A 24,787-nucleotide genomic window follows, 5' to 3' on the forward strand; every position below is an offset into this window, starting at 1 on the left:
ATGAGTCATCCTAAAATAGCAGTTATAGGCCTTGGATATGTAGGTTTACCACTTGCTGTAGCATTTGCAGAAAAATACCCAGTCATCGGTTTTGATATTAACGAAGCTAGAGTCAAAGAACTGAATAACGGTACAGACCATACGCTGGAAGTTTCAGACAGCGACCTGAAAGCAGCTCTTACTGAAAATGAGACACCAGCTATGAAATTGTCTACTGATGCTGAGGACATGAAAGACGCTACAATTTTTATTGTGACCGTTCCTACTCCAACAGACAAAAATAGACAGCCGGTATTAACTCCTTTGATAAAGGCGAGCGAAACCATTGGAAAGCTATTGAAAGATGGAGACATAGTTATTTACGAATCTACAGTCTATCCAGGCGTTACTGAAGAAGTTTGTGTTCCTGTTTTGGAGCAGTACTCGGGTAAAATCTTCAATAAAGACTTTTTTGCAGGATATTCGCCAGAACGCATCAACCCCGGTGATAAATTGCATACAGTGACAACTATATTAAAAGTGACTTCGGGTTCCACTCCTGAAATTGCCAAGAAAGTAGATGAATTATACGCGTCTGTTATCACGGCGGGAACTCACTTAGCCAGCAGCATAAAAGTGGCTGAAGCCGCTAAAGTAATTGAAAATTCTCAAAGAGATATCAATATTGCCTTCGTAAACGAATTATCTAAAATCTTCAGACTTTTAGATATCGATACGAATGATGTCCTAGAAGCTGCAGCAACCAAATGGAATTTTACTAAATATACCCCAGGACTGGTGGGTGGGCATTGCATAGGTGTTGATCCTTACTATTTAGCTCAAAAAGCACTGGAAGTGGGCTACAACCCAGAGATCATATTATCAGGAAGACGGATGAATGACGGAATGGGCAAATATGTCGCCAATGAAGTCATCAAATTGATGCTCAACAAAGAAGCAAAGGTCAAAAACGGAAAGGCACTGGTCCTGGGAATTACCTTCAAAGAAAATTGTCCTGATACTCGTAATACCAAAGCCATAGATGTGATCGAAGAACTGCAGACCTACAATATGCAGGTAGACGTATGCGATCCATGGGCCAATAAAGAAGAAGTGAAAGCATTGTTTGATATTGAGATACTAAGATGTCATGAAATCAATAACACTTATGATAGTATTGTTTTAGCCGTTTCCCACAAGGAATTTTTAGAACTTGATTTTGATAAATTAAAAAATGAAAAGGCCGTTGTTTTTGACGTTAAATCCTTTTTACCAACCGACAAAATTGACGGTAGATTATGATGTATTCTGAAGCTTATCATGATAGCGATTTAAGTAAAGTAAGTTTTTTAGTTACCGGAGGTGCTGGTTTTATTGGATCCAATATAGTTGAATACCTCCTGAAATTTGATGCCAAAAAAGTTCGTGTCCTGGATAATCTATCCAATGGATATTTTGAAAATATTGCTGAATTTGAATCTGAGTCCAACTTTGAATTTCAACAAGGAGATATTAGAAACTTAGAAGATTGTGAAAAAGCTGTAGATGGGATAGATATAGTTTTACATCAGGCAGCACTGGGATCTGTTCCTCGCTCTATAGATGACCCTATAACAAGCAATGAAGTAAATATCTCTGGATTTCTAAATATGCTGGTTGCCAGTAAAAATTCAAAAACCGTAAAGCGTATAGTTTACGCTGCTTCAAGCTCGACTTATGGAGATAGTCCTACTTTACCCAAAATTGAAGATCGTATAGGAAAACCCCTATCTCCCTACGCGGTCACCAAATATGTGAATGAACTCTATGCCGATGTATTTGCCAAAACTTACGGCATGGAAATAATAGGCTTGCGTTATTTTAACGTGTTTGGACCAAAACAAAGTCCTCAGGGAGCTTATGCAGCAGTTATTCCTCTGTTTATGCAAGCGCTAAAGGACAAAACTTCACCAACTATAAATGGTGACGGTGAGCAAACACGTGATTTTACTTTTGTAGAAAACGCCGTTCAGGCCAATATAAAAGCTGCTTTTGCGACTCAAAACGCCGTGAACCAGGTTTATAATGTAGCATTTGGAGAGCGCATCAGTCTAAATAAATTATGGAAATCATTACAGGATTCCTCCGGTATTCCCTTGGATGCTGTATATGGCCCTCCAAGACAGGGAGACGTAAGAGATTCTCTGGCTGATATTGACAAAGCCAAACAATTGATGATGTACAATCCAAAATTTAATGTTCAAGAAGGTCTAAAAGTAACCTGGGATTATTTCAACAGAACAGTGTAGAGACGGCATAAAAAAACCTGCCATCTCTGGCAGGTTCCTAATCAAATCAAAACTAATCAACTAAAATTTTAAATTGATTGCGAGATTAAATTCATCGTAAATAGTGTTGTCTCCTAAGTTGTCAAAGAAAGAACCAGAACCATATCTTACATTATATTTTGTTCTATCAATGGTAAGATTGGTTGTAGCAGAATTGTCATCCATTTTCAAATCGAATGCGATTGGGTTAGTTTTTCCTTTGATGGTTAAATCTCCTGAGATACCATAAATATCTCCTTTTTTAGCAACTGTAGTGATAACGAATTTTGCTGTTTTATGATTTTCAACACCAAAGAAATCATCAGATCTCAAATGACCCATCAATTTATCTCTGCTATCGCCTTCAAGATCGGTCACATCAATTGTGGTCATGTCTGCTGTAAATTCTCCCCCAGTCAATTCACCATCTTCCATTAGGAAAAATCCATCTTTAAGTTGAATATTCCCTTCATGTGATCCTGTTAATTTCTCACCTTCCCACTGGATAGTGCTTTCTTTTACATTTACTTTTTTCTTTTCGATGCTGTTGGTAAAAGCTACCAAAGTCAAAATTACTGTAGTGGCCAATGCACCTTTTAATAAATTCATTTTCATAGTATTGAATTTTAAATTAATGTTTGTATTTAAATTATTGTGAATAGTTCTTCGTTTGATTTCCTTACTTTTTTAGCATCTTTCAACTGGTCTTTATCACTTCTGTAACCAATAGTTGTAAGAGCAACAGATTTCAGATGTTTTGATTTCAAATCCAGTAATTCATCAAATTCATCAGGATTGAATCCTTCCATCGGACAAGTATCTATTTTTAACTCTGCGGCTGCAGATAGTAAATTACCAATCGCGATGTAAGCTTGTCTGGATGCCCATACTTCTTTCACTTCATCTGAAAAGGTAAGTACAGAATTTTTGATCATGTCTCTTAAGCCATCAAAAGCTTCCAGCGGTTGATTTCTGGTCTCGCTGTTAGTTTTGATAAACTCATCAAGATACTTTTCATCTACATTAGTATTATAAGCAAATACAAGCAGGTAAGAAGAATCTGTGATTTGTGGCTGACCAAACGCTGCTGGTTTCAATTTAGCCTTTACTTCAGGATCTTTGATCACAATAACCTCATAAGGCTGTAATCCATATGAAGAAGCTGAGAGTCTTATCGCTTCTAGTAGAGTTTCTAGATCTTCTTCAGATACTTTACGTTCTGGATCAAATTGTTTTGTGGCGTAACGCCAGTGTAATTTTTCAATGTAATTATGCATAGGTTTTAGTTCTAAGTTTATTTAATAAATGATTTAAATGTTCGAGTTCCTGGTGGGAAAGGTTATTGGTTATTTTGGATTCTGCTTCATCTACCGCAACATTAATGACATCCAATGCTTTTATGCCCTCTTCCGTTATGGTTATATCCACCTTACGACGATTGGATTCACACTGCTCTCTTTGCACGTAATTTTTCTTAATCAGTTTATCCACCAGACGAGTTGTGTTACTCATTTTACTGATCATCCGTTCCTGTATGGTCTGTAAAGTAGATGGAGTGCCTTTCATCCCTTTCAAAATTCTTAACACATTGAATTGCTGAGTCGATATATCAAAAGGCTTTAGGATAGATGTAATTTCATCATTTATCCAATTACCTGTATACATGAGGTTAAGCAATGCTTTCTTACACTCAGGTAATTTTTTAGTAATTTTTAATTCCTTTTCGATAATCATGTACTTACAATTGTTGTTGGTACAAATGTATGTGATAAGTTGATTTCGAAATTTAAAATCTTTGTTAAACTTTCAAACCCAAAAAATCAATAAGAGAATTGATCTAAAATCTGACTAGCTGTTAGGATTATTGTATTTTTACGATTTAATTTTGTAAAAAAACTTTATGGAAAATTTGAATCAAGAAAAGTGGGTCGAAGGATTAAAATCATCTGATAAGGCTGAAATTATAGATGTAAGAACTCCAGATGAATTCAACGAAGGTTATATTGAAGGCGCAAAACTTATCAATATACAAGACTCTGAAAAATTTATTAACGCAATAGAACAGCTTCCGAAAGATAAAGATTACTACGTGTATTGTAGATCTGGACGCCGTAGTGAAATGGCTTGTCAACTGATGAATAAAGCAGGCATTGAGAATGCTTATAATCTTGAAGGTGGAATTTTGGACTGGAAAGGTGAGGTAAAAAAATAAATATGAGAGTTTTAGCTTTAGCTTTTATTTTTCTTGGTCTTATGTTCTCCTGTTCTCCAAAGGAAAGCTCTGCCACTATGGTTACTTCTCAGGAAATGAAGGAACTCATGGTATTAGATTCTGTACAATTGATAGATGTGAGATCGCTTGAAGCCTTTAGAGAAGGTCATCTGAAAGGAGCTCAAAATCTGGTGTATGACGATGAATTTGTTTACAAGATAAGTCAACTCGACAAAAATAAACCAGTAGCAGTCTACTGCAGGACAGGAAGACGTTCAGAAAAATGTTCAAGTATTCTTAGAGATGCGGGGTTTAAACAAATTTATCAACTCAAAGGAGGATTGACACAATGGGAGTTCAAGCAAGAACTTATAAAGGATACTCTGCCTCAATAAAGTCTTAGTAAGCTCATATAATTCACCATTATTCATTAGAAAAAAATATATTTGCATAGATCAAATACTTAAGTCACATGAAATTTATCATTTCCAGTACATATATGTTGAAAAACCTCCAGACCCTTGGTGGAGTGATCAATAATAATAACACGATGCCGATTTTGGATAATTTTTTATTCGAATTGAATCACAACTCACTTAAAATCTCTGCATCCGACTTGGAAACTACGATGAGTGCCAAACTTGATGTAGAATCCAGTGATGAGGGTGAAATCGCTGTTCCCGCGAGATTGCTTTTGGATACGCTAAAAGCTTTCCCAGAACAGCCGCTTACATTTCACAAACTGGATAACCATACCATAGAAATAAGCTCTGAACAAGGTAAATATGCTTTGGCTTATGCCAATGCTGAAGATTTTCCTACTCCAGTGACTATTGAAGATGCAAGTCAGACTGTATTGGTAGGTGATATTTTGGCAACCGCCATTAACAAAACTATTTTTGCCACTGGAAACGACGATTTGAGACCAGTGATGAATGGTGTGTTCTTTAGATTTACAGAAGAAGCCTTGATTTTTGTTGGAACAGATGCTCATAAACTGGTAAAGTATTCCAGAACAGATATTAAAACCGATAAGCCGGCAGAGTTCATCATGCCTAAAAAACCTTTGAATCTATTGAAGGGTGTACTTTTAGGAAGTGAAGAAGACGTACAAATAGAATTCAATGAATCTAATGCCAAATTCAGTTTTGAAAATGTAGAACTGACTTGTCGTCTGGTAGACGGGAAATATCCTAACTATGAAGCGGTAATTCCTCAAGAAAACCCTAATGTTCTTACTATAGATCGTTCATTATTTTTGAGCTCGGTAAGACGTGTCTCTATTTTCTCTAATAAAACGACACACCAGATCAGATTAAAAATTGCAGGAGCAGAACTAAACATTTCTGCAGAAGATTTAGATTATTCCAATAAAGCTGAAGAACGTCTCACCTGCGACTATCAGGGAGATGATTTAACCATAGGGTTCAACTCCAAATTCTTAACGGAAATGTTGAACAACCTCAATTCTGATGACATCAAGATCAAAATGAGTTTGCCAAACAGAGCCGGAATTCTAACCCCAGTAGATGGTCTAGAAGATGGTGAACACATTACAATGCTCGTCATGCCTGTAATGTTAGGCAACCAATAAGCAATATTCATTTATGTAGTATACAAAAACAGCCTCCATTTTGGAGGCTGTTTTGATTCAAACAAACTAAAAACTAATAAAATTATTATCGGCTAGGTGTATTTACGAGAAATAACTCACTAGGGTTCAATTATTTAAAAAACATGATCGATAATGGGTAATGAGTGGGTTCCCCATTATTGGCTTTGATAGCATTCACAATTGGAAAAATTAAAGACAATAGTCCTACCAAAGCTGCAATAACAAAACCTACCAGGATCAACATCAAAGGAATAGAAACTAAAGCTGCCAGAATCATGGTGAGTTGAAAATTCAAAATTTGTTTTCCCTGTTCATCCATCTGCTCTATTTTGTCTCTTTGCATTAGCCAAATAATAAGAGGCACCACAAATCCACCAAAGCCAGTAATGTAAGTAAGGAGTTGTGACAAGTGAGTAAAAAGCAAAAGTTGACGATCTTCTCTTAAAATAGGGTCCTGATATACTTCCATGTCTATGTTTTTTTATAAGACTTCAACCTCTTCGATTTGTTACACTTTTTAACAAATAAATCTTAAAAAAATTGCCCCTGACTTCAATTCTAGCAGAAAATCAACACAAATTGAGAAACAGACTGTAAATTTGCAGTATGATAAACAACGATACCATTGTTGCTCTCGCTACAGCTTCAGGAAGTGGAGCCATTGCCATTATTCGCGTAAGTGGAGAAAAGGCTTTGGAGATTTGTAACCCTTTATTTCATGCCAAAAACAAAAAATCAATCCTAGACCAGAAGAGTCATACCCTTCAATTGGGAACTATACGTCAGGGAGAACGCATTTTGGACGAAGTACTGGTTAGCGTTTTTAGAGGGCAAAGATCCTACACAGGTGAACCAACAGTGGAGATTTCCTGTCATGGGAGTTCGTTTATTCAGAAAGAAATCATACAACTCCTTATTTCCAAGGGCTGCCGTTCGGCAAAGCCAGGTGAATTCACTTTACGAGCCTTTCTAAACGGTAAGATGGATTTAAGTCAGGCCGAAGCCGTAGCCGATCTGGTTTCCAGCGACAATGCCGCTAGTCACCAACTGGCCATGCAGCAAATGCGTGGCGGATTTACCCATCAGTTGCAGGAACTTCGACAAGAGCTTTTGGACTTTGCCTCTCTGATGGAACTCGAACTCGATTTTTCTGAAGAAGATGTCGAGTTTGCCAATCGGGAACAGTTTCAGGCTTTAGTTTTAAAAATTCAAAAAGTCTTGTCCCGACTTATCGATTCTTTTGCAGTAGGCAACGTGATCAAAAACGGAATTCCTGTAGCCATCGTAGGCGAGCCCAATGTGGGGAAATCCACCCTGCTCAACGCTCTGCTCAACGAAGACCGCGCCATCGTGAGTGACATTGCAGGCACAACCCGCGATACCATTGAAGACGAAATTTCTATAGGCGGTATAGGTTTTCGATTTATAGATACTGCAGGAATTCGTGAAACCCAAGACACCATAGAGGGCCTGGGCATCCAGCGTACGTTTGAGAAAATCAAACAGTCTCAGGTTATTATCAAACTCATCGACACACCCAGGGTCTTTGATGCCAATCACCAACTCATAAGTGAAGAATGGCAGCGCGTTCAGGACGACATCACTCAACTGAAGGAAGCCTTTCCCGAGCGCCCTTTCCTCCTACTTGCCAATAAGGCAGATTTGCTCACCGACGCTAATAAAGAACGCCTTAAAGAAGACTACAAAGGCCTGCTTTTCATTTCTGCCAAAGATAAAACCGGGATTGAGGCAATCCAGGATCAGCTCCTCAGCTACGTAGACGATGGTGCTTTACGCAACAACGATACGATTGTGACCAATTCCAGACATTATAATGCCTTGCTCCTCGCTTTGGAAGAAATCAATAAAGTTCAGGAAGGCCTGAATCAAGGCTTAACTACCGACTTACTCGCCATCGACATACGCCAGGCTTTGTACCATTTTGGGGAAATCACTGGAGAAGTCACCAACGACGAACTTTTAGGGAATATATTTGCGAATTTCTGTATCGGGAAATAGGTGTCTGTTGAATTTGCTCTTGCTAACTTATAGCCTTTACAATACATTGCTTAATGCGTGCAGTTAATTTACAAGATCCAGCTTGGCGAGTAGTTCTAATGAAGCTTGAAAGGAAAAAGGATTTGCTGCCCTACTCTAACTCTTAAATTCATTGATCATCAGCTGTACTTACACTCAAAGCAACTTTCACATCATTCCTGTATACAGAAAATGATTTAAGCCTATTCAACTTATATCGCCATTTGAACAAGAAAACATGTTTAAAAAAGTTACATATATTTGAGGATATATAATAGTTGGGCTTAATTAAAACGACACCTAGAAAAGAATGGAATTATTAGTTTTATCTGATTATGGTTCAAGAGAAAATCTGAAAAAGAAAAATCCATCTGAATCGGACATCCTTGAGACTATGAATTCTATTGATTGGAATTTATTTCATCAAGTTTGTCTAAGTAAAAATGGCTACGATTGGATTGAAGTTGGAGGAAATCTAAAAGAAGACGGACTTTCAGCTATGTACGAAAAAAACAATGAGCAATTTGTTATTGACAAAGCTCCTTCTTCCATAAATCAACTGACTGAAATATTATTATCTTATTTCAACAATGATGGTAAGTTCAATAAAAAACACAAATTTACTGGAGAAAATAACAATTCGGAATCAACCTATGACGCTGAAAAAGTATACAAGAATTTTTTTGAAAATGAACGAAAAGAATCTTTTGAGAAAAACAGAACAGAAAGTTATTCAACGTGGGAAATGATTTTAATTTTCGTCTTTGGACCTTTAGAATTTTTTCGTCGTATTGATGATGTATTTACATTAAGAAAAGAAAATTATTTTTTAAAATTTAAACAGCGGATTGTAATTTTAACTTTAGGATTTATCAGTTGGTTTGTTCTTATTTATATCACATTTAATAATTATGAACAAAAAAGACTTGAAGAAATTGAAAAAATTGATATCTCTGATTGGAAGAAAAAACACGGATATGAATAAAAATAACTAAGCCCAACACAGGCTATAATTCATTGCGGTTGAATTCCTTGGCGGAATTCAACGCTATTTTGCTATCTTTCGGCTACAACGGAAAGAATCCTGCGGATTTTCCCGCAACGAAACCATATCCAAAAACGTTATGCCTCATATAATACAAAATGAAAAAACTTAGGTTTAATATTCAAACGGAGAAAAAATTTAAAGAAAAGCTTGATACAAAAACTTATCAAAGCTATAAGGCTTGGTATGATCAATTACATGAATATTGTGGATACAAAGCATTACGAACAATCAAAATTCAGGAGATTAATAACTTCTTCGATTATTTAATTAATAAAAGGAAATATAGTCCATCTTCTATTCATGTTGCTATTGCAGCTTTAAGATTTCTGTATTCTGAGATATTAAAAATTGGATTTAATTTCGACCATATTAAAACCCCAATTATTGAAAGGGAAAATCCTGTTTCAATAGATAAGAAGAAAATAAAGGCATTACTTAATTCAATTTCAAATATTAAACAAAGGTCTGTAATAGCTTTAATTTATGCAGCAGGTCTTGACATATCAGAAGTTGTAAAGGTAAGAGTATCCGATATTAAAGATGCCAAATTATCTGTAAGAGGTAAAAATGATGAGATTGTACGAGAGACAAAGATTGGTAAATTTATGATGGAGCTTCTCAAAGAATATCGGAATTCTTATAAACCGTCTGATTTTCTTTTCGAAGGATTAAAAGATGGTTCAATGTATTCTCCAACCTCGATTAGGAATGTTTTTAACCGAGCCAAAAAATCGGTTGGACTTGATGATGTCATTACCGTTCGACACCTAAAATATTCGTATGTAAAGCATCTGCAGGATGAAGGGTTTAAGACAATTGATATTCTTAAACACCTTGGAATGAACGCAAAAACTATTGAGTACTACTCACAAATAGATAGTGAATATAGAGAGATTGAATTCTCACCACTAGATACAATTTATAACAAGAAACAAAGTGAATCAATTAAGCTTGAAATTACTAACGAACAGATTGAAAACATTGTTTTTACGGATTATCAAACTAAACAACTAATTGAGAAAAATCCTGAATTGATAAAAAGTTTCATTGAAAACGATATTTCACATTCAGACATTATTGCTTTAGGTTATCGAAAGAAACAACTTGATATTTTTTCTAAACTACTGACAGATAAAGAATTTTTTGAGCAATTCAAAACAGATAATAATATTTCCAAGACTGAACAAGTTTGGCAAATCTTCTTTGAATCAAATCCTTGGATTTTTGGTCATGGTTTGAATTATATTTTTTCAAGTCCTTTGGAAGGTAAGAAATTAGAACAAGTTGTAAGCGGGTATGACTTTAATGCAAGCGGTAAAAGAGTTGATGGTTTATTAAAAACTAGAGGGTTAATAAGTTCATTATGCTTTGTTGAGATAAAAACTCATAGAACAGATTTGTTAAAATCAAATTATTATCGCAAAGAATCTTGGAGTGCATCATATGAACTGTCAGGAGCAATAGCACAAATTCAAAGAACCGTCGATAAATCTTTAAAATCTATTTCATCAAAAATTGAGATAAAAGATTCACAAGGCAATTTAACTGGCGAACAAGTTTTCTTATATCAGCCAAAATCTTATTTAATAATTGGCTCATTGTCTGAATTTGTCTGCGAATTTGGAGTGAATGAAGATAAATATTCTTCATTTGAGATTCTTAGGAGGAATATGTTAAATCCTGAAATCCTAACCTTTGATGAGTTGTTTGAAAGAGCTAAATATTTAACTGAACATATTAAATACGAGGCATAACAACAGTAACCGTTGCACAAGCCAATAAAAATCCAAAAAGCAAGTCATTTTAAGCCCTTTTCAGGGCTTTTGTCTTTTTATCAGAGTTGGTTTTACGCTAAATTTAGAGGGCTTAAATTAGAGTTGATTACGTATTGCAGGGTTTTTATTTCACAAAGCAAAGACCGCAAAATTTTTACTCCACATTTTGCTATATTTTGAGTGAATTTTAAAACATCAGACTATACTCATAACTTTTAAAGCCATGATTACTCAAAAACATAAAAATAGCGATAGTAGTCACTAAATAATCCACCTATTTTAGTGATTTCTATATCCAATGCCAAAAATTCGTTGCCTATAAGAATCAATAATCGGAGGTGTTTTAGCTTCCTGATTTTTAGGTTAAAAAAATGGAAATACAGTGGTGATGCTTTGTTTTTTATTGAGCTGTTCTAATTTTAAATTGCTATTTTTAGGTGATTAGAATTTTCAAAAAAGCATAGCAAAGCAAAGATGAAGAAACCCAAACTTGATAAACTACTTCATAAAGAAGAAAAAACTACAGAGAATTTATTCTCTTTGATTTATTACTTTGCAAAGGATTGGATGAAACCGTCACCAAAACATCCCCTTGTCCTCCAAATTCTTCTATTTATTTTAAAACTACCGGTTTTGATCTTGTTTTTAACCTTATCCCCTGTCATTTTTATCGTTATGTTCTTAACGCTTGTGGTCGGATTATGAAACAGGAAAGCCCAATCCTCATCCTGGTATGTGTTTCTGCAGTGCTGTTTTTGATACATCAGTATCTTCAATTAGTCATTCAATTACACATCACGTTCCTAGATAACTACCTAGATCCAATACTGCTTATGCCTTTACTATTATATGCAGTGCTTTGGGAACGCAGGATACTTTTGCGCGATAGACACTTAGTGTTGTCTTACACTGATATATTGGGCTATTTTTTACTGGTAGTACTCATCGGAGAAGGTTTGTTTCCGCTCATCAGTGAAAAATTTACAGCAGACTATTGGGACATTCTTGCCTATGCATTTGGGACACTTTCCTACATCATGGCAAGAAAAGCTTCTAATTTTAAGCACTTCAAAACTAACAAGTCTTAATTTTTGGAACTAGTTGGAGTCTTCTGAATCCTCCTCCAGCCATTCCTTTTCCTGATCTGAAGAAAGCATTACTGGCTGGTGGTTCTTTTTTAAAAAAGGATTTCGGTAAATAAAAGGCTAAGCTGCTTTAAGCTTTGAAGCTGTCATTAGCCTGTTTTCACCCATTTATTCGCGCTTCAATAGTCTATAATTTAGCAGTTGTTCTTATATTCGGGAAACTTTTATCCTGAAATCATCTCATCTTTTGATTTCACAAGTCTAATCTAAAGCTTAAACATGGGATTTTTACAAAGCGCAATTAATCAGGTCGGTCGAGATATGGGTCGAGTTGTGAGTAATACTGTTTTTAAAGACAGGCATTCCATTCCCATAAGGCGAGCCAGGTCCAAATCCGCACCCCATTCCAGCCAAGGGTTCGTGCATCAAAAAGCACAACCCATTCAGGAAGTGAAAGATGAGTTTGAAAAGGCTATTAGCTTTAAAACTGGATATAGACCAACGACTTTAATTTCAAAACTGGGTGGGGCCTATGTAGTCATAAAAAATGAAGCTCAGGCTTTCGTAGAAGACGGCTATTTAGACGTGAACGAGAGTCAGCAGCTCTTCGAAATGATGAAACAGTTTGTAGACAAATGTGGAGACGTAGAAGATGTCATTGGATTTACTGAAGAGGAAGATGCCAAAGTGTATAAACAACTCGAAAACATCACTATCTCTACCAAAGAAGTGTTTGTCGACGTCCTTAACACATCGGCAAAAGCATGCAGAGAACGTTCCATTGAATTCGAAAATCAGGCGAAAGCTCTAAATCCTGAAGGATTTGGTCGTTTTGTAGGGTTACACCTCATTTGGATGCCGAGGTATGCCAAAGGTGGGGAAAAGAAAGTGAACAGGGCCATCATTGCCAACATACTGGATGTCGTTACACTTACGTTTCCAATTACCAGAAGTATTCTGCTTTTGGTTGGTATTGTAAGTTACCCTGGTGAACTCTCTGCGACCAAACAGGCTAAGGAAAACTACAGACTCTTAGCCGAACAGGAAAGAAACCGTGCAGCTACTTATGAAGAGCTTATAAAAAGCAATTCGTAGAGCACAAAAATCTAAAGGCGAGTATTAGAAAAAACGACATCATAAAGTTTTAAAAGCTGTTGAACTTGGCGTTGATTCAAAGTTGATTACTTAAATCTCCAGCTCCCCATATTCTACTTTATCCAAAATGCTTTCCACATTAGAATTGACTTTTGGGCTGAATAAATCGGTGCTCACCGGATAGTACTCCAGCTGATCTTCATCGAAATCTTGATCAAAAATGGCTTTGATGTCCTTTTCTTCTAAGTCCTCCATCAGCCATTCCTTTTCTTGATCTGAAGAAAGCATCACTGGCTGCCGATTCTTTTGGTTATGAATTTTGGCAAATAAAGGCGAAGCTTCTTTAGTGAGAATGGCGAAAGTAACTTTATTGTCTATCCGGGTGTAAATGCCTGCCAGAGATAAAAAATCTTTGTCTTTAGATTTAAAGACAAACGGATACTTATTACCCTCGTGATCGTGAGGTTCGTAAAACGCGGACACGGGGATGATACAGCGTTTGGTATAAATGGATTGCTTGTACAGAAAATGATCAAAGGCCTTTTCAGATCTGGCATTGATGCCCCCACCAAACTTTGCTGCTTCTTTATAATAATCTTTCAGCTCCCCTACTTTCTTACTTTCTGGTGCTATACCCCAGGTAGCCGCAGCCAAAACACTGGGTTTTTCCTGCGGGATGATCAGCATCTGCGCATGCGTAAAGCCTATGATGTGATAACTAGGCTGGTCGAAAAGCTCACGCTGACGTTCATCGCTGAGTTTGACCTGATACTGCTCTTCGAGTTGTTCTACCTTTTGGATTTGAGACGTGTGAGCGCACATGAGTTATAATTTAAAAGCATAGAATTAAAAGTCCAATAGTGGACTATTGGACTTCTATAAAAATATTTCAAAAACTGCCATGAGTTGGCAACCGGATTAGATGTTATCCTCTATTAATCGTCATTGTTTCGATTCAGTGCCCAAATCGCTAGTCCTGCAGCGGTGATTAAGCCGCCAATAACTATGGCTAAATTCCCATCGCGCTGTACTTTTTTAGCTTTATTCAGCTGTTTGGAGCCTATTCCATTTTCTGCAATGAAGTCCTCTACTCCTTTGATTCTTCCTTCCAGTTCTTCTTTGATCTTCGTATTAAATTCCATGAATTATAGTTTTTATTTGTTTCATCCTTAATATAAGAGTATCTCCTTAAACCCAAAATCGTTTTTTAGTTTTCTTAGGAAAGCTTTGTGATAGCTTTTGTACTTCTATGTTGCTGTAAAGTCTGAGGTTGTTCTCTTAGATGAAAAAATTTGGAGGCTTAGCATTCAATTCACGGTTGAAATCCTTCAGCTTTATTTCGATGATTGAGTTGAGGTGTTGAAAGGCTAAGGTAAATGAATCAAGAAACGGATTTTTCATTTCCTGTTGCAAAATATGCAACGGATAACAACGGGTTTATATCTAGCCGTTGCATTGACCGTTAAATTTGCAAAATTAGTATTTATTGCATATTAAAACCCCCTGATTTCGCATAAAATGCTATCTTCATACTTTAAATTTTAACAATCAGCAAAGCATCCTATACCAATGGCGAAAACCAATACCCAACAAAAAACCAAATCTATTGAAGAAAGCTTATGGCAGTCCTGCGACAAATTAAGAGGTTCTATTGAACCCTCCGAATACAAACACGTCGTTCTTGGACTTATTTTTCTGAAATTTACCAGCGATAAGTTTGAAAAACGCAAACAAGAGTTGATTGATGAAGGTCAAGAAAAATATGTAGAAATGAAGGAATTCTACAACATGAAAAATGTATTCTTCCTGAATGAAAAATCCCGTTGGTCCTACATCATCAAAAATGCGAAGCAAGACGATATTGCTATAAAAATTGACACTGCCCTACACGATATTGAAAAAAACAATCCATCCTTACGTGGTGCCTTGCCTGACAACTATTTTTCACGTTTAGGTTTGGATAAATCTAAGCTAGCCGCACTACTCGACAACATCAATGATATTGATACACTTAAAGATGCCGACCAAGATATCGTTGGTCGGGTGTACGAATACTTCCTATCCAAATTTGCCTTAAAAGAAGGCAAAGGAAAAGGTGAGTTTTATACCCCAAAGAGTATTGTCAACCTAATTGCGGAAATGATTGAGCCGTATCGGGGTATTATTTATGATCCTGCCTGCGGTTCGGGTGGTATGTTCGTGCAATCCATAAAGTTTATTGAAAATCATCACGGCAACAAAAAAGAAGTGTCGATTTACGGACAAGAATACACCAATACGACCTATAAACTGGCAAAAATGAATCTCGCCATTCGAGGAATCAATGCCAATTTAGGCGATAAAGCCGCCGATACTTTTGGCAACGACCAGCATAAAGATTTAAAAGCCGACTTTATTATGGCCAATCCGCCGTTTAACCAAAAGGCTTGGCGAGGCAAAGACGAACTCAATGACGACCCACGTTGGCAAGGCTATGATATACCGCCTGTAAGCAATGCCAATTATGCTTGGATTTTGAATATTGTAGCCAAACTTTCTGAAGATGGTGTGGCTGGATTTATCTTAGCCAACGGCGCATTATCGGGCGGTGGCGAAGAATATAAAATCCGTAAAAAACTCATAGAAAACGACCTGGTAGAAGCCATTGTGATTTTGCCACAAAATATGTTTTACACGACTAACATTAGTGTGACGCTTTGGATTTTAAACAAAAATAAAAAAGACCGTAGCCTTAAATTACCCGATAAGACAAGACAATTTAAAAATAGAGAAAGCGAAACCCTTTTTATGGACTTGCGCCAAATTGGTGTGCCATTAGAAAAGAAATTTATACAGTTTTCGCCCGAACAAATTGAACATGTTTCCAAAACCTACCACAATTGGCAAGAAGAACATGCAGAATATAAAGATGTACCCGAATTTTGTTATGCGGCAAGCAAAGCTGAAATCACAAAGAAAGACTACTCCTTAGTCCCTTCCAAGTACATTGAGTTTATCAACAGAGATGAAAATATTGACTTTGATGATAAAATGAAGGTGTTGCAAACGGAGATTGCTGACTTACTCCAACAAGAAGCTGCATCTAAAAAAGAATTGGAAAAAGTCTTTAAAAGTTTAGGGTATGAGCTATAAGTCAAAATCAGATAAATCTCATTACAAAAGGCTTGGAGATTATATTGAACTTGTAGATCAACGAAACGAAGATTTGGCTATTGATGTTTTACTTGGTCTAAGCATTAGTAAAGAATTTATTCCGTCTGTTGCCAACACAATTGGCACCAATATGAAGAAATATAAAATTGTACATAAAAACCAATTTGCATGCAGTATTATGCAGGTTCGTAGAGATGGAAAAATGCCTGTTGCTATTCTTAAAACTTATGACAAAGCTATTATTTCCCAAGCCTATCCAGTTTTTAAAGTAAAAGATGAGTCCGTTTTAAATCCTGATTATTTGATGATGTGGTTTAAACGAAAAGAATTTGATAGGGAAGCTACGTTTCATGCCGTTGGTGGAGTCCGCGGAAGCTTAGAATGGGAAGATTTTATGAGCTTTAAATTACCCGTCCCACCCATAGAAAAACAACGCCAAATCGTCGCCGAATACAATGCCGTAGACAACCGCATCCGCATCAACGAACAACTCAATCAAAAACTGGAAGAAACCGCCCAGGCGATTTATAAGGAATGGTTTGTTTATAATCATAACGATTTTAATGAGAATTTTCAGCTGAAAGAATTTGGTAGCATCATAACTGGAAAAACACCATCAAGTAAAAATCCAGAGGATTTTGGAAATAAAATGCCATTTGTTACACCTGGCGATTTCAATGCATCTCAAAAATTTATACTTGATTCAAATAGAAGATTATCTAAAATCGGCTTTGGAAAATTACAAAATAAGATTTTGCCCGAAGGATCAATTCTTGTTACTTGTATAGGATCTGATATGGGAAAAGTTGCTGTTGTCAATATGGATTGTATCACAAATCAACAAGTAAATTCCATAGTCGTTAATCATTCATACTTTTCTGATTATTTATTCTATACTCTTAATCATATTTCAGAAGAGAAAATAAAAGGCATAGCTATGGGTAGTTCTACAATGCCAATGCTAAATAAAAGCGATTTTGAAAAAATTGAGATCAAAAACCCTAAAGACTCAATACTTAAAAAATTTGAAGAAGAATTAAGCCCCATAAACAAACAACTTATAAAAAGACAAGAAGAAAATTATAAGCTATCAGAACTCAAAGATTTACTTCTTTCAAAAATGAGTAAGGTTGAAGTTGAAAAGGAAATGATATGAGCATATCGAGAAGAAGACTAACACAAGAAGAAGAAATTATTTTAAACTATAAACCTAATCGGTTGTATTGGCATGAGTTTGAAAAAGGAAGATTTTTTCAAGTTGTTCACGAAGATGAAAAAAGTGCCACAATGAAATTTGCTCCTAGGACAATGCTAAAAGTTGTTTACATTGAAAAATACGGAGATATTGAGGGTTTCGAATTAATAAAATTAGTTAGTGGTAAAGAAACTGAAAGAATTAAACTGAGTAAATTCAATTTTGCGCAACTCAGAGAGTTTTTAAGATTTATAAATGAAATTGACCTTAAAGGAATAACTGAAAAGCGTTTGAAAATTTTTGATGATCAGGACTTAGATGAAGATAGCATTCGATCTGTTAAAACACTTTTATCTAAAGAAGGTGGTGCAGATGTCGTTGAAACCTTAATTAATGAGGGTATTATTTCATCTAAGGATATTGTGAATACTTCTTTTAGAAAAAGGGGGCTTGATATATTTCAGAAGTTAAAAGACAGTCCTGATTACTGGAAAACCTATGCAGATGAAAATGATATTAGTAAACATAGTGAAGAAAAAGTATGGCAATATTTTTTTGAGAAAAATCAATGGATTTTCGGTTATGGCTTAGATTACCGTTTCAAGAATATTCTGCAAAGAGAAACACATTTATCAGATTCGAATATTGATGGAACTAATACGGTAATTGGCGACTATCTTCTTGGGGATAAATTCTTTACAACATTTGTTGAATTGAAAAAACCATCAACACCCTTATTTTCAAGAGAAAAAAATCGTTCCAATTCATGGAGACTTTCTAATGATTTGATTGATAGTGTATCACAAATTTTAGAACATAAATCATCAGGAATGATTAAGTTAGAAAAACAACAATATGTTGAAGGTGAACCTTTAAATCAAAAAGCCTACGATTCTAAAGTAGTTTTAATCATTGGTGATTGGAGAGAACTTGAAAAATCATCAAATACAGAAGAAAAAGAAATTAAAAAGAAAACATTAGAACTGTTTAGACGTGACAGCAGAAATGTTGAAATATTGACTTTCGATGAACTATATGAAAGAGCTAAATTTATTATTGAAGGGCAAGACGAAACTGAGAATTATAGAGACAAAGTAAATGATGAAGACGATGATTTGCCTTTTTAACTAGATTAGATGCAAGAAGAATTAGAACAAATAGAAAAATTTAATGAATATCAACTTGTTGAATACTTTCAAGATGGTGTTGTAGCTCGTTCTACGGGAGACGGTTTTGATGATCAATTATATAAAGTAGTAAGAACCAAACTTATTAGGAATAAAGCAATAGAAAAACAGTTACCTGAATGGGTTAAAAATAAAAGGACAATTGATCAATTTTGGACTTTCATTAAGGGAAGATTTAGTACTTATCAAGAGCGTAGAGAATTTTTATGGAGTGAATTTTCCCCAATACTACATTATTTAGAAAAGAAATCTACTTCACCTTTAGACGAAAGTATTGTTTTTGATGAAGCTCATATACATACTCAATGGCAAAAAGCTCTTGATAGAAAACAAACAGAACCTGAAGGTGCTATAACATCCGCTCGAACTTTAATCGAAAGTATCTTAAAGCACATTTTGGATGAACAAGAGATAGATTATAATGATGCAGCTGAATTACCTGAATTATATAAGGAAGTTGCAAAATCCTTAAACTTAGCACCTGAGAATCATCAGGAGCAAATCTTCAAACAAATTCTAGGAGGTGCAAGTGGCATTGTTAGCGGATTAGGAGCATTGAGAAATAAACTTGGGGATGCTCACGGGAAAAGTAAGAAAAGTATCAAGCCATCAGAAAGACACAGTGAACTAGCAGTAAATTTAGCAGGTTCAATGGCAACTTTTCTGTTCAAAACTTATCAAGAAAATAAAGCTAATTAAAAATAGAACTAATGCCAGAAACCAACCGTATAGAATACAAAGCGCATCTCACCAAAGAATTAGATTTGGAAAAAGAGGTGGTCGCCTTTTTAAACTACCACGAAGGTGGTTTGATCTATATTGGTATCGATAAAAACGGCAATGTTTTGGGTGTAACTGACTCAGATGCCGATATGTTAAAGATTAAAGACCGCATTAAAAACAACATTGCTCCATCAGCTATGGGTTTATTTGATGTTGTAGCTGATAAAAAAGAGGGTAAAGACATCATCAAAATCATTGTTGCCAGTGGTAGTGAAAAACCATATTTCAAGAAGAAGTATGGAATGACAGAAAAAGGCTCTTATCTCCGCATTGGAACTTCGGCAGAGCCTATGCCTCAAAAAATGATAGAGAAATTATTTGCTTCTCGTACGCGGAATTCGATAGGTAAAATAAAGGCGAACCGACAAGATTTAAGTTTTGAGCAATTGCGTATTTACTTTGAAGAAAAGCGTAAACCACTTAACAAACAGTTTAAAAAGAACTTAGAACTGCTTACTCCAGAAGGAGACTTAAACTATGCTGCTTATTTATTGGCAGATGAAAATAACATTTCGGTCAAATTAGCCAAATACAAAAGTAAAACTCGTGTAGATTTGGCAGAAAGCAATGAGTATGGCTATGTGTCCCTTATTAAGGCAACCAAAAGTGTACTCGATAAAATAGAATTAGAGAATCGCACTATAACAAAAATCACCTCTAAAGAACGCAAAGAAATACGCCTCTGGAATGATATTGCTCTACGGGAAGCCATAATTAATGCTTTTGTACATAATGATTATACAAGGGAAATCGCACCCAAATTTGAAATATTTCAGGACCGAATAGAAATCACATCTGCAGGAGCTTTACCAGAAGGCTTGAGCGAAAGCGAGTTTTTTGAAGGCTATTCTGTTCCACGAAACAAGGAATTAATGCGGATTTTTAAAGATTTGGACTTGGTAGAACAATTAGGCTCAGGCATTCCAAGAATACTGGAAACTTATGGTAAGGATTGCTTTCAATTCTCCGCAAACTTTCTGCGAATGGTCTTTCCATCTGCAGAACAAGTTTATACGACCGACCAAGTAACCGACCAAGTAACCGACCAAGTAACCGACCAAGTTAAAAAGCTTTTGTCTGTTATGAAAAACGAACATAACAGAAGTGAATTAATGGGTTTACTTAAATTATCCCATAATCATACCTTTAGAAAAAATTATTTGCACCCAGCCATAAAACTAGGCTTAGTAGAACTTACTATTCCAGATAAACCTAAAAGTAGTAGACAACAATATCGTTTAACTAGAAGTGGGCAAACGTTTAGAAATGAGAACGAATTATTTGAATAAAAATGAAAAAATTCACTGAAGCAAAATTAGAAGAAGCCATTGCTGAATTGTTAACTCATCAGGGATATACTCATGTATTGGGGTCGAGCATTTCCAGAAGTGAAGAGGAAGTTCTAATTGAAGCTGATATTCATGAGTTTTTAAGCAAAAAATACAAAGCTCAAAACATAACCCAACAAGAGATTGAGCACATTATAAGAGAGCTAAAAGTTTTACCAAGCTCAGACCTTTACGAAAGCAACAAAACATTCACCAGGTATTTATCTGATGGGTTCAGTTTAAAAAGAGAAGATAGAAGCCAAAAAGACATTTGGATTTACTTAGTGGATTTTGAAAACATAGAAAACAACCACTTTAAATTTGTTACTCAACTTGAAATCACAGGGAATCACAAGCGTATTCCCGATGGTATCATCTATGTTAATGGATTTCCATTGGCTGTGTTTGAGTTTAAGACCGCCATAGAAGAAGATACAACTATTCACGATGCTTACAAACAACTAACCACTCGATATAAAAGAGACATTCCAGAACTTTTTAAGTACAATTCGTTTTGTGTTTTAAGCGATGGAGTTAACAATAAATCTGGATCTTTCTTTGCTGCTTATGAGTATTATTATGCCTGGCGAAGAATCTCCACCAGCACAAATGATGTCGATGGGATAGATAGTTTACATTCTTTGGTTCAGGGAATGCTAGATCAACGAAGATTGATTGACATTGTTCAGAACTTTGTTTATATACCAGACTCTTCTAAAAGAGACGAAAAAATTGTTTGTCGTTATCCACAGTATTACGCTGTTAGATCACTCTTCGCAAGTATTAAAAAAGCACAAAAACCTTTGGGTAACGGTAAGGGAGGAACTTATTTCGGAGCTACTGGAAGCGGAAAGAGTTACACCATGCTTTATTTGGCAAGACTGCTTATGAAAAGCGATTTTTTCGAGAATCCTACCTTGGTTTTAATCACAGATCGAACAGATTTAGATGAACAGCTTTCAGGACAGTTTACCAATGCCAAAACCTTTATAGGGGATGATAACATTCAAAGCGTTGAAAGTCGAGCAGAACTGAGAGAATTACTGCAGAACAGAGCCAGTGGCGGTGTATTCTTAACTACTATTCATAAGTTTACAGAGGATTTAGAGCTGTTAACAGAGCGCAATAACGTGATCTGTATTTCAGACGAAGCGCATAGAAGTCAAACTAATTTAGATCAGAAAATAAGAGTCACTCAATATGGAGTCAAGAAAACTTATGGCTTTGCTAAATACCTTCACGACTCCCTCCCTAATGCAACTTATGTTGGTTTTACAGGCACTCCAATAGATGCAACTTTAGATGTGTTTGGAGAAGTCGTAGATGCCTACACTATGACGGAATCAGTCAAAGATGAAATCACTGTAAAAATTGTTTATGAAGGCAGGGCTGCAAGAGTTGCTTTAGAAAATAGTGAACTTGCCAAGATAGAAGACTACTATAAAGTTGCCGAGGAAGAGGGTGCTAACGAGTATCAGGTTGAAAAGAGCAAAAAGCAAACTGCTAATATGAATACCATTTTAGGAGATCCAGATCGCCTAAAAGCTTTAGCCGAAGATTTTGTAGAACACTATGAAAAGAGAGTAAATGAAGGTTCTACAGTGAAAGGTAAAGCTATGTTTGTGAGCAGTTCTAGAGACATTGCTTATCATTTTTATCTCAACTTACTCGAATTAAGACCCGAATGGGGTGAGGTGATGTCAGCAGAAAAAGGGGCAACGCTTACCGAAAAAGAGAAGAAAGAAATCAAACCGATGGAGCGTGTCAAGCTCATCATGACAAGAAATCAGGATGATCCCGAAGAAATGTATAACCTGCTCGGCACTAAAGAGTATAAAAAAGAATTAGATAGGCAGTTCAAAAATGAAAAATCGAATTTCAAGATTGCTATTGTGGTGGATATGTGGCTAACAGGTTTTGATGTGCCATTTTTAGACACGATTTACATAGATAAGCCGATACAGAAACACAGCTTGATACAAACCATCTCAAGAGTTAACAGAAGGTTTAAAGGCAAGAATAAAGGCTTAGTCGTCGATTATATTGGTATCAAAAATCAAATGAATCTTGCTTTAGCAATGTTCTCTAATGCAGATGCTCAAAACTTTGAAGATATAGACCAATCCTTGATCGTCGTTAAGAATCATTTGGACTTACTGGGTAAACTCTTCCACAAGTTTGATAGTCAGCCCTATTTCAGTGGTTCCTCATTAGCACAGTTGAATACTTTGAATTTTGCAGTTGAATTTATTCAGCAATCTAAAGACACAGAAACCAGATTCATGGCTTTAGTCAAAAGACTTAAAGCTGCTTATGACATTTGTACAGGAAGTGAAAAGCTCACCCAGGATCAAAGGGATTATACCCATTTTTACCTCGCAGTTCGTTCTATTATTGCAAAACTGACAAAAGGATCTGCACCAGATACCGCCCAAATGAACAAAAAGGTGAAAGAAATGATCACCAACGCACTTCAAAGCCAGGGCATAGAAGAAATCTTTAAGATGGGTGAAGATGGAGTGTCTGAACAAAATATTTTTGACGAAGATTACTTAGACAAAATCAATAAAATAAAATTACCCAACACAAAGATTAAGATCCTTCAAAAATTATTGGCTAAAGCTATTGGCCAGATCAAACAAGTCAATAAAGTCAAGGGTGTAGATTTTTCTAAAAAAATGGAAACTCTAGTTACACGCTATAATGATCGAGACAAGAATGATGTTTTGATAAGTGAAGTTTATGAGGACATGGCAGATCAATTAACTGATTTAATTTGGAGTGTCTACGAAGAGATGAATACTGGAAATGAACTGGGTATTGGGATAGAGGAGAAAGCATTTTATGACATTCTCTATGAACTATGCATCAAATACGATTTTACCTATCCAGAGGAAAAGCTAATTGAGCTAGCCAAGTCAGTAAAAAAACTTGTAGATAATCAAGCTCAATTTCCAGATTGGAGCAAGCGTGAGGATATAAAATCCTCACTGAAAGTAGGTCTTATTTTAATGCTGGATGAGCATGGCTACCCACCAGTAGAGCGCGATGAAGTTTACCAGGAGATCTTTGAGCAAGCTGAGAATTATAAGAAGTTTAGAGGCTAGTTAGGCTTCATGAGATATATTTTAATATGCAAATTATTAATGGGAGGTTTTGATCAACTTTATACCTCAGCACGTCCAAGAAAATGATTTGCAGTTAATAACAAAAAACACAAATCCAATGAGGTGAAAAAAACCTTTTAGATCAACCCCTATCCAGAACTCCCACCAAAATCATTTCAACATAAACGAGCAGCAGAACTTTAGTGTTTTGCTGCTCGTTTGTTTGAATCCTTCAAAATGAGTCATTAATGTTCTGTTGTCTCCTTTTCAGCTGATGCTATGACGTTAAACTTTTCCAGTTGCTCTTCTTCTCCGGTAAAGTAGGGAAACACATCCAGAATCGGAGATTCTGTAATGGAAGGAATCGTGTAATCTCCCATCGTATCTTCCAGGGCTGTGTTTGTATGTTCAAAAGCTTCTTTCACATCATTGGCCTGGACAAGCAAGTAGATGTTGCTCTTTTTCTCCTTACCGCTTTCTTCATCAAGCGCTATCAGAGAAACTTTCGATTTGAACCAGCGATCAGAATTTTCAAAAGGATGCACTTCACTGAAATTGGCTACCTTGATGTTCATGATTCGAAATTCTTCACTGGTGTAAGCTTTCATTTCTTCATTGATTCTCGCTTCGGCTTCGGTAAAAGACACAGCATCCAGCAGATACGTCTCTGTGGTTATTTTCTGTTCTCCAGTTTCCTGTGTTTTTCTGTATTTTACCTTGCATTCAAACCAAATTACGCTCATAGTATTATTTTTTTTGAGCGCCAAAAATATCCTTTTTAGCTGGTCTGAGAAGTAAAATATAAGCGAGATATTCAGAATTATTTACTTCTTTTTCTAAGCATTTAGATATCAAGAATTAGCGATTCAATATTCCTTACTA

Annotated in this window: 23 protein-coding genes; 16 read left to right on the plus strand and 7 right to left on the minus strand. The window is 35.8% G+C overall.

Annotated features, from left to right (window positions below; genetic code table 11):
* Both LB454_RS01555 and LB454_RS01560 read left to right on the plus strand, forming a co-directional pair.
* Positions 1–1,281 carry a nucleotide sugar dehydrogenase gene (locus tag LB454_RS01555; protein WP_224462551.1) on the plus strand — a complete coding sequence of 427 codons (1,281 nt, stop codon included), beginning with the start codon at positions 1–3 and terminating at the stop codon, positions 1,279–1,281.
* On the plus strand, positions 1,281–2,267 hold the full coding sequence (locus LB454_RS01560) for an SDR family oxidoreductase (RefSeq protein ID WP_224463855.1): 987 nt from the start codon (positions 1,281–1,283) through the stop codon (positions 2,265–2,267). The genes LB454_RS01555 and LB454_RS01560 overlap by 1 nt, the downstream gene beginning before the upstream one ends.
* Before the next feature lie 60 nt (positions 2,268–2,327).
* Here the strand turns inward: LB454_RS01560 and LB454_RS01565 are convergent, their stop codons facing one another.
* Genes LB454_RS01565 through LB454_RS01575 form a run of 3 tightly spaced genes read right to left on the minus strand, consistent with a single transcriptional unit; the run spans position 2,328 to position 4,019 of the window.
* Positions 2,328–2,900, minus strand: coding sequence for a YceI family protein (locus LB454_RS01565; protein WP_224462552.1), 573 nt, complete (start codon positions 2,898–2,900; stop codon positions 2,328–2,330).
* 29 nt (positions 2,901–2,929) lie between these two features.
* A complete protein-coding gene (locus LB454_RS01570) occupies positions 2,930–3,562 on the minus strand; it encodes an NAD(P)H-dependent oxidoreductase (RefSeq protein ID WP_224462553.1) in 633 nt (210 codons plus the stop codon).
* Positions 3,555–4,019 carry a MarR family winged helix-turn-helix transcriptional regulator gene (locus tag LB454_RS01575; RefSeq protein ID WP_224462554.1) on the minus strand — a complete coding sequence of 155 codons (465 nt, stop codon included), beginning with the start codon at positions 4,017–4,019 and terminating at the stop codon, positions 3,555–3,557. Before LB454_RS01575 ends, LB454_RS01570 begins: the two co-directional genes overlap by 8 nt.
* A gap of 166 nt (positions 4,020–4,185) precedes the next feature.
* On the opposite strand from LB454_RS01575, the gene LB454_RS01580 reads away from it, so the two are divergent.
* From LB454_RS01580 to dnaN, 3 genes are all read left to right on the plus strand, one after another.
* Positions 4,186–4,497, plus strand: coding sequence for a rhodanese-like domain-containing protein (locus LB454_RS01580; protein ID WP_224462555.1), 312 nt, complete (start codon positions 4,186–4,188; stop codon positions 4,495–4,497).
* A 2-nt stretch (positions 4,498–4,499) separates the two neighbouring features.
* A complete protein-coding gene (locus LB454_RS01585; protein ID WP_224462556.1) occupies positions 4,500–4,892 on the plus strand; it encodes a rhodanese-like domain-containing protein in 393 nt (130 codons plus the stop codon).
* Between the two features lie 77 nt (positions 4,893–4,969).
* Positions 4,970–6,091: a DNA polymerase III subunit beta gene (gene dnaN, locus LB454_RS01590; RefSeq protein WP_224462557.1), complete on the plus strand. Its 1,122-nt coding sequence runs from the start codon at positions 4,970–4,972 to the stop codon at positions 6,089–6,091.
* Between the two features lie 130 nt (positions 6,092–6,221).
* On the opposite strand, the gene LB454_RS01595 is transcribed toward dnaN, so the two are convergent.
* Positions 6,222–6,581, minus strand: a complete 360-nt coding sequence (locus LB454_RS01595; protein ID WP_224462558.1) for a DUF4870 domain-containing protein — start codon at positions 6,579–6,581, stop codon at positions 6,222–6,224.
* A gap of 137 nt (positions 6,582–6,718) precedes the next feature.
* On the opposite strand from LB454_RS01595, the gene mnmE reads away from it, so the two are divergent.
* The 5 genes from mnmE to LB454_RS01620 all read left to right on the plus strand — a co-directional run bounded on the left by mnmE (position 6,719) and on the right by LB454_RS01620 (position 13,152).
* The gene (gene mnmE, locus LB454_RS01600; RefSeq protein WP_224462559.1) at positions 6,719–8,131 is read left to right on the plus strand and encodes a tRNA uridine-5-carboxymethylaminomethyl(34) synthesis GTPase MnmE; all 1,413 of its coding nucleotides are present in this window, start codon (positions 6,719–6,721) and stop codon (positions 8,129–8,131) included.
* A 328-nt stretch (positions 8,132–8,459) separates the two neighbouring features.
* Positions 8,460–9,134, plus strand: a complete 675-nt coding sequence (locus LB454_RS01605) for a hypothetical protein (protein WP_224462560.1) — start codon at positions 8,460–8,462, stop codon at positions 9,132–9,134.
* Between the two features lie 158 nt (positions 9,135–9,292).
* Entirely contained in the window at positions 9,293–10,951 is a 1,659-nt protein-coding gene (locus LB454_RS01610; RefSeq protein ID WP_224462561.1) for a Shedu anti-phage system protein SduA domain-containing protein, read from the plus strand.
* Positions 10,952–11,673: 722 nt separating this feature from the next.
* Positions 11,674–12,060, plus strand: coding sequence for a hypothetical protein (locus LB454_RS01615; protein ID WP_224462562.1), 387 nt, complete (start codon positions 11,674–11,676; stop codon positions 12,058–12,060).
* A 276-nt stretch (positions 12,061–12,336) separates the two neighbouring features.
* A complete protein-coding gene (locus LB454_RS01620) occupies positions 12,337–13,152 on the plus strand; it encodes a hypothetical protein (RefSeq protein ID WP_224462563.1) in 816 nt (271 codons plus the stop codon).
* 90 nt (positions 13,153–13,242) lie between these two features.
* Here LB454_RS01620 and LB454_RS01625 read toward each other — a convergent pair whose 3' ends face one another.
* Both LB454_RS01625 and LB454_RS01630 read right to left on the minus strand, forming a co-directional pair.
* Positions 13,243–13,974 (minus strand): SOS response-associated peptidase, encoded by a 732-nt coding sequence (locus LB454_RS01625; protein ID WP_224462564.1) that lies wholly within the window; start codon positions 13,972–13,974, stop codon positions 13,243–13,245.
* Positions 13,975–14,087: 113 nt separating this feature from the next.
* Entirely contained in the window at positions 14,088–14,294 is a 207-nt protein-coding gene (locus LB454_RS01630) for a hypothetical protein (protein WP_224462565.1), read from the minus strand.
* Positions 14,295–14,721: 427 nt separating this feature from the next.
* Between LB454_RS01630 and LB454_RS01635 the strand changes: the two genes are divergently transcribed.
* From LB454_RS01635 to LB454_RS01660, 6 genes are read left to right on the plus strand one after another with little or no spacing between them, the layout of a single operon-like run.
* Positions 14,722–16,284: a type I restriction-modification system subunit M gene (locus LB454_RS01635; RefSeq protein ID WP_224462566.1), complete on the plus strand. Its 1,563-nt coding sequence runs from the start codon at positions 14,722–14,724 to the stop codon at positions 16,282–16,284.
* Positions 16,274–17,461 carry a restriction endonuclease subunit S gene (locus LB454_RS01640; RefSeq protein WP_224462567.1) on the plus strand — a complete coding sequence of 396 codons (1,188 nt, stop codon included), beginning with the start codon at positions 16,274–16,276 and terminating at the stop codon, positions 17,459–17,461. The genes LB454_RS01635 and LB454_RS01640 overlap by 11 nt, the downstream gene beginning before the upstream one ends.
* A complete protein-coding gene (locus LB454_RS01645; RefSeq protein ID WP_224462568.1) occupies positions 17,458–18,627 on the plus strand; it encodes a Shedu anti-phage system protein SduA domain-containing protein in 1,170 nt (389 codons plus the stop codon). Before LB454_RS01640 ends, LB454_RS01645 begins: the two co-directional genes overlap by 4 nt.
* Before the next feature lie 9 nt (positions 18,628–18,636).
* Positions 18,637–19,386 carry an abortive infection family protein gene (locus tag LB454_RS01650; protein WP_224462569.1) on the plus strand — a complete coding sequence of 250 codons (750 nt, stop codon included), beginning with the start codon at positions 18,637–18,639 and terminating at the stop codon, positions 19,384–19,386.
* 11 nt (positions 19,387–19,397) lie between these two features.
* Positions 19,398–20,759 (plus strand): Fic family protein, encoded by a 1,362-nt coding sequence (locus LB454_RS01655; protein ID WP_224462570.1) that lies wholly within the window; start codon positions 19,398–19,400, stop codon positions 20,757–20,759.
* Between the two features lie 2 nt (positions 20,760–20,761).
* Entirely contained in the window at positions 20,762–23,905 is a 3,144-nt protein-coding gene (locus tag LB454_RS01660) for a type I restriction endonuclease subunit R (RefSeq protein WP_224462571.1), read from the plus strand.
* Positions 23,906–24,150: 245 nt separating this feature from the next.
* On the opposite strand, the gene LB454_RS01665 is transcribed toward LB454_RS01660, so the two are convergent.
* Positions 24,151–24,648: a DUF4494 domain-containing protein gene (locus tag LB454_RS01665; protein WP_224462572.1), complete on the minus strand. Its 498-nt coding sequence runs from the start codon at positions 24,646–24,648 to the stop codon at positions 24,151–24,153.
* Between the last annotated feature and the right edge of the window lie 139 nt (positions 24,649–24,787).

This window comes from Psychroflexus montanilacus, from assembly GCF_020164535.1.
In the GTDB taxonomy this organism is placed as follows: Bacteria; Bacteroidota; Bacteroidia; order Flavobacteriales; family Flavobacteriaceae; genus Psychroflexus; species Psychroflexus montanilacus.

Coding starts and splice junctions, on each gene's coding strand:
- LB454_RS01645 (WP_224462568.1), top strand. CDS start 17,458: ATGAGCATATCGAGAAGAAGACTAACACAAGAAGAAGAAATTATTTTA.
- LB454_RS01610 (WP_224462561.1), top strand. CDS start 9,293: ATGAAAAAACTTAGGTTTAATATTCAAACGGAGAAAAAATTTAAAGAA.
- LB454_RS01625 (WP_224462564.1), bottom strand. CDS start 13,974: ATGTGCGCTCACACGTCTCAAATCCAAAAGGTAGAACAACTCGAAGAG.
- LB454_RS01650 (WP_224462569.1), top strand. CDS start 18,637: ATGCAAGAAGAATTAGAACAAATAGAAAAATTTAATGAATATCAACTT.
- LB454_RS01565 (WP_224462552.1), bottom strand. CDS start 2,900: ATGAAAATGAATTTATTAAAAGGTGCATTGGCCACTACAGTAATTTTG.
- dnaN (WP_224462557.1), top strand. CDS start 4,970: ATGAAATTTATCATTTCCAGTACATATATGTTGAAAAACCTCCAGACC.
- LB454_RS01605 (WP_224462560.1), top strand. CDS start 8,460: ATGGAATTATTAGTTTTATCTGATTATGGTTCAAGAGAAAATCTGAAA.
- LB454_RS01630 (WP_224462565.1), bottom strand. CDS start 14,294: ATGGAATTTAATACGAAGATCAAAGAAGAACTGGAAGGAAGAATCAAA.
- LB454_RS01575 (WP_224462554.1), bottom strand. CDS start 4,019: ATGATTATCGAAAAGGAATTAAAAATTACTAAAAAATTACCTGAGTGT.
- mnmE (WP_224462559.1), top strand. CDS start 6,719: ATGATAAACAACGATACCATTGTTGCTCTCGCTACAGCTTCAGGAAGT.
- LB454_RS01620 (WP_224462563.1), top strand. CDS start 12,337: ATGGGATTTTTACAAAGCGCAATTAATCAGGTCGGTCGAGATATGGGT.
- LB454_RS01660 (WP_224462571.1), top strand. CDS start 20,762: ATGAAAAAATTCACTGAAGCAAAATTAGAAGAAGCCATTGCTGAATTG.
- LB454_RS01585 (WP_224462556.1), top strand. CDS start 4,500: ATGAGAGTTTTAGCTTTAGCTTTTATTTTTCTTGGTCTTATGTTCTCC.
- LB454_RS01555 (WP_224462551.1), top strand. CDS start 1: ATGAGTCATCCTAAAATAGCAGTTATAGGCCTTGGATATGTAGGTTTA.
- LB454_RS01580 (WP_224462555.1), top strand. CDS start 4,186: ATGGAAAATTTGAATCAAGAAAAGTGGGTCGAAGGATTAAAATCATCT.
- LB454_RS01640 (WP_224462567.1), top strand. CDS start 16,274: ATGAGCTATAAGTCAAAATCAGATAAATCTCATTACAAAAGGCTTGGA.
- LB454_RS01635 (WP_224462566.1), top strand. CDS start 14,722: ATGGCGAAAACCAATACCCAACAAAAAACCAAATCTATTGAAGAAAGC.
- LB454_RS01665 (WP_224462572.1), bottom strand. CDS start 24,648: ATGAGCGTAATTTGGTTTGAATGCAAGGTAAAATACAGAAAAACACAG.
- LB454_RS01595 (WP_224462558.1), bottom strand. CDS start 6,581: ATGGAAGTATATCAGGACCCTATTTTAAGAGAAGATCGTCAACTTTTG.
- LB454_RS01560 (WP_224463855.1), top strand. CDS start 1,281: ATGTATTCTGAAGCTTATCATGATAGCGATTTAAGTAAAGTAAGTTTT.
- LB454_RS01615 (WP_224462562.1), top strand. CDS start 11,674: ATGAAACAGGAAAGCCCAATCCTCATCCTGGTATGTGTTTCTGCAGTG.
- LB454_RS01570 (WP_224462553.1), bottom strand. CDS start 3,562: ATGCATAATTACATTGAAAAATTACACTGGCGTTACGCCACAAAACAA.
- LB454_RS01655 (WP_224462570.1), top strand. CDS start 19,398: ATGCCAGAAACCAACCGTATAGAATACAAAGCGCATCTCACCAAAGAA.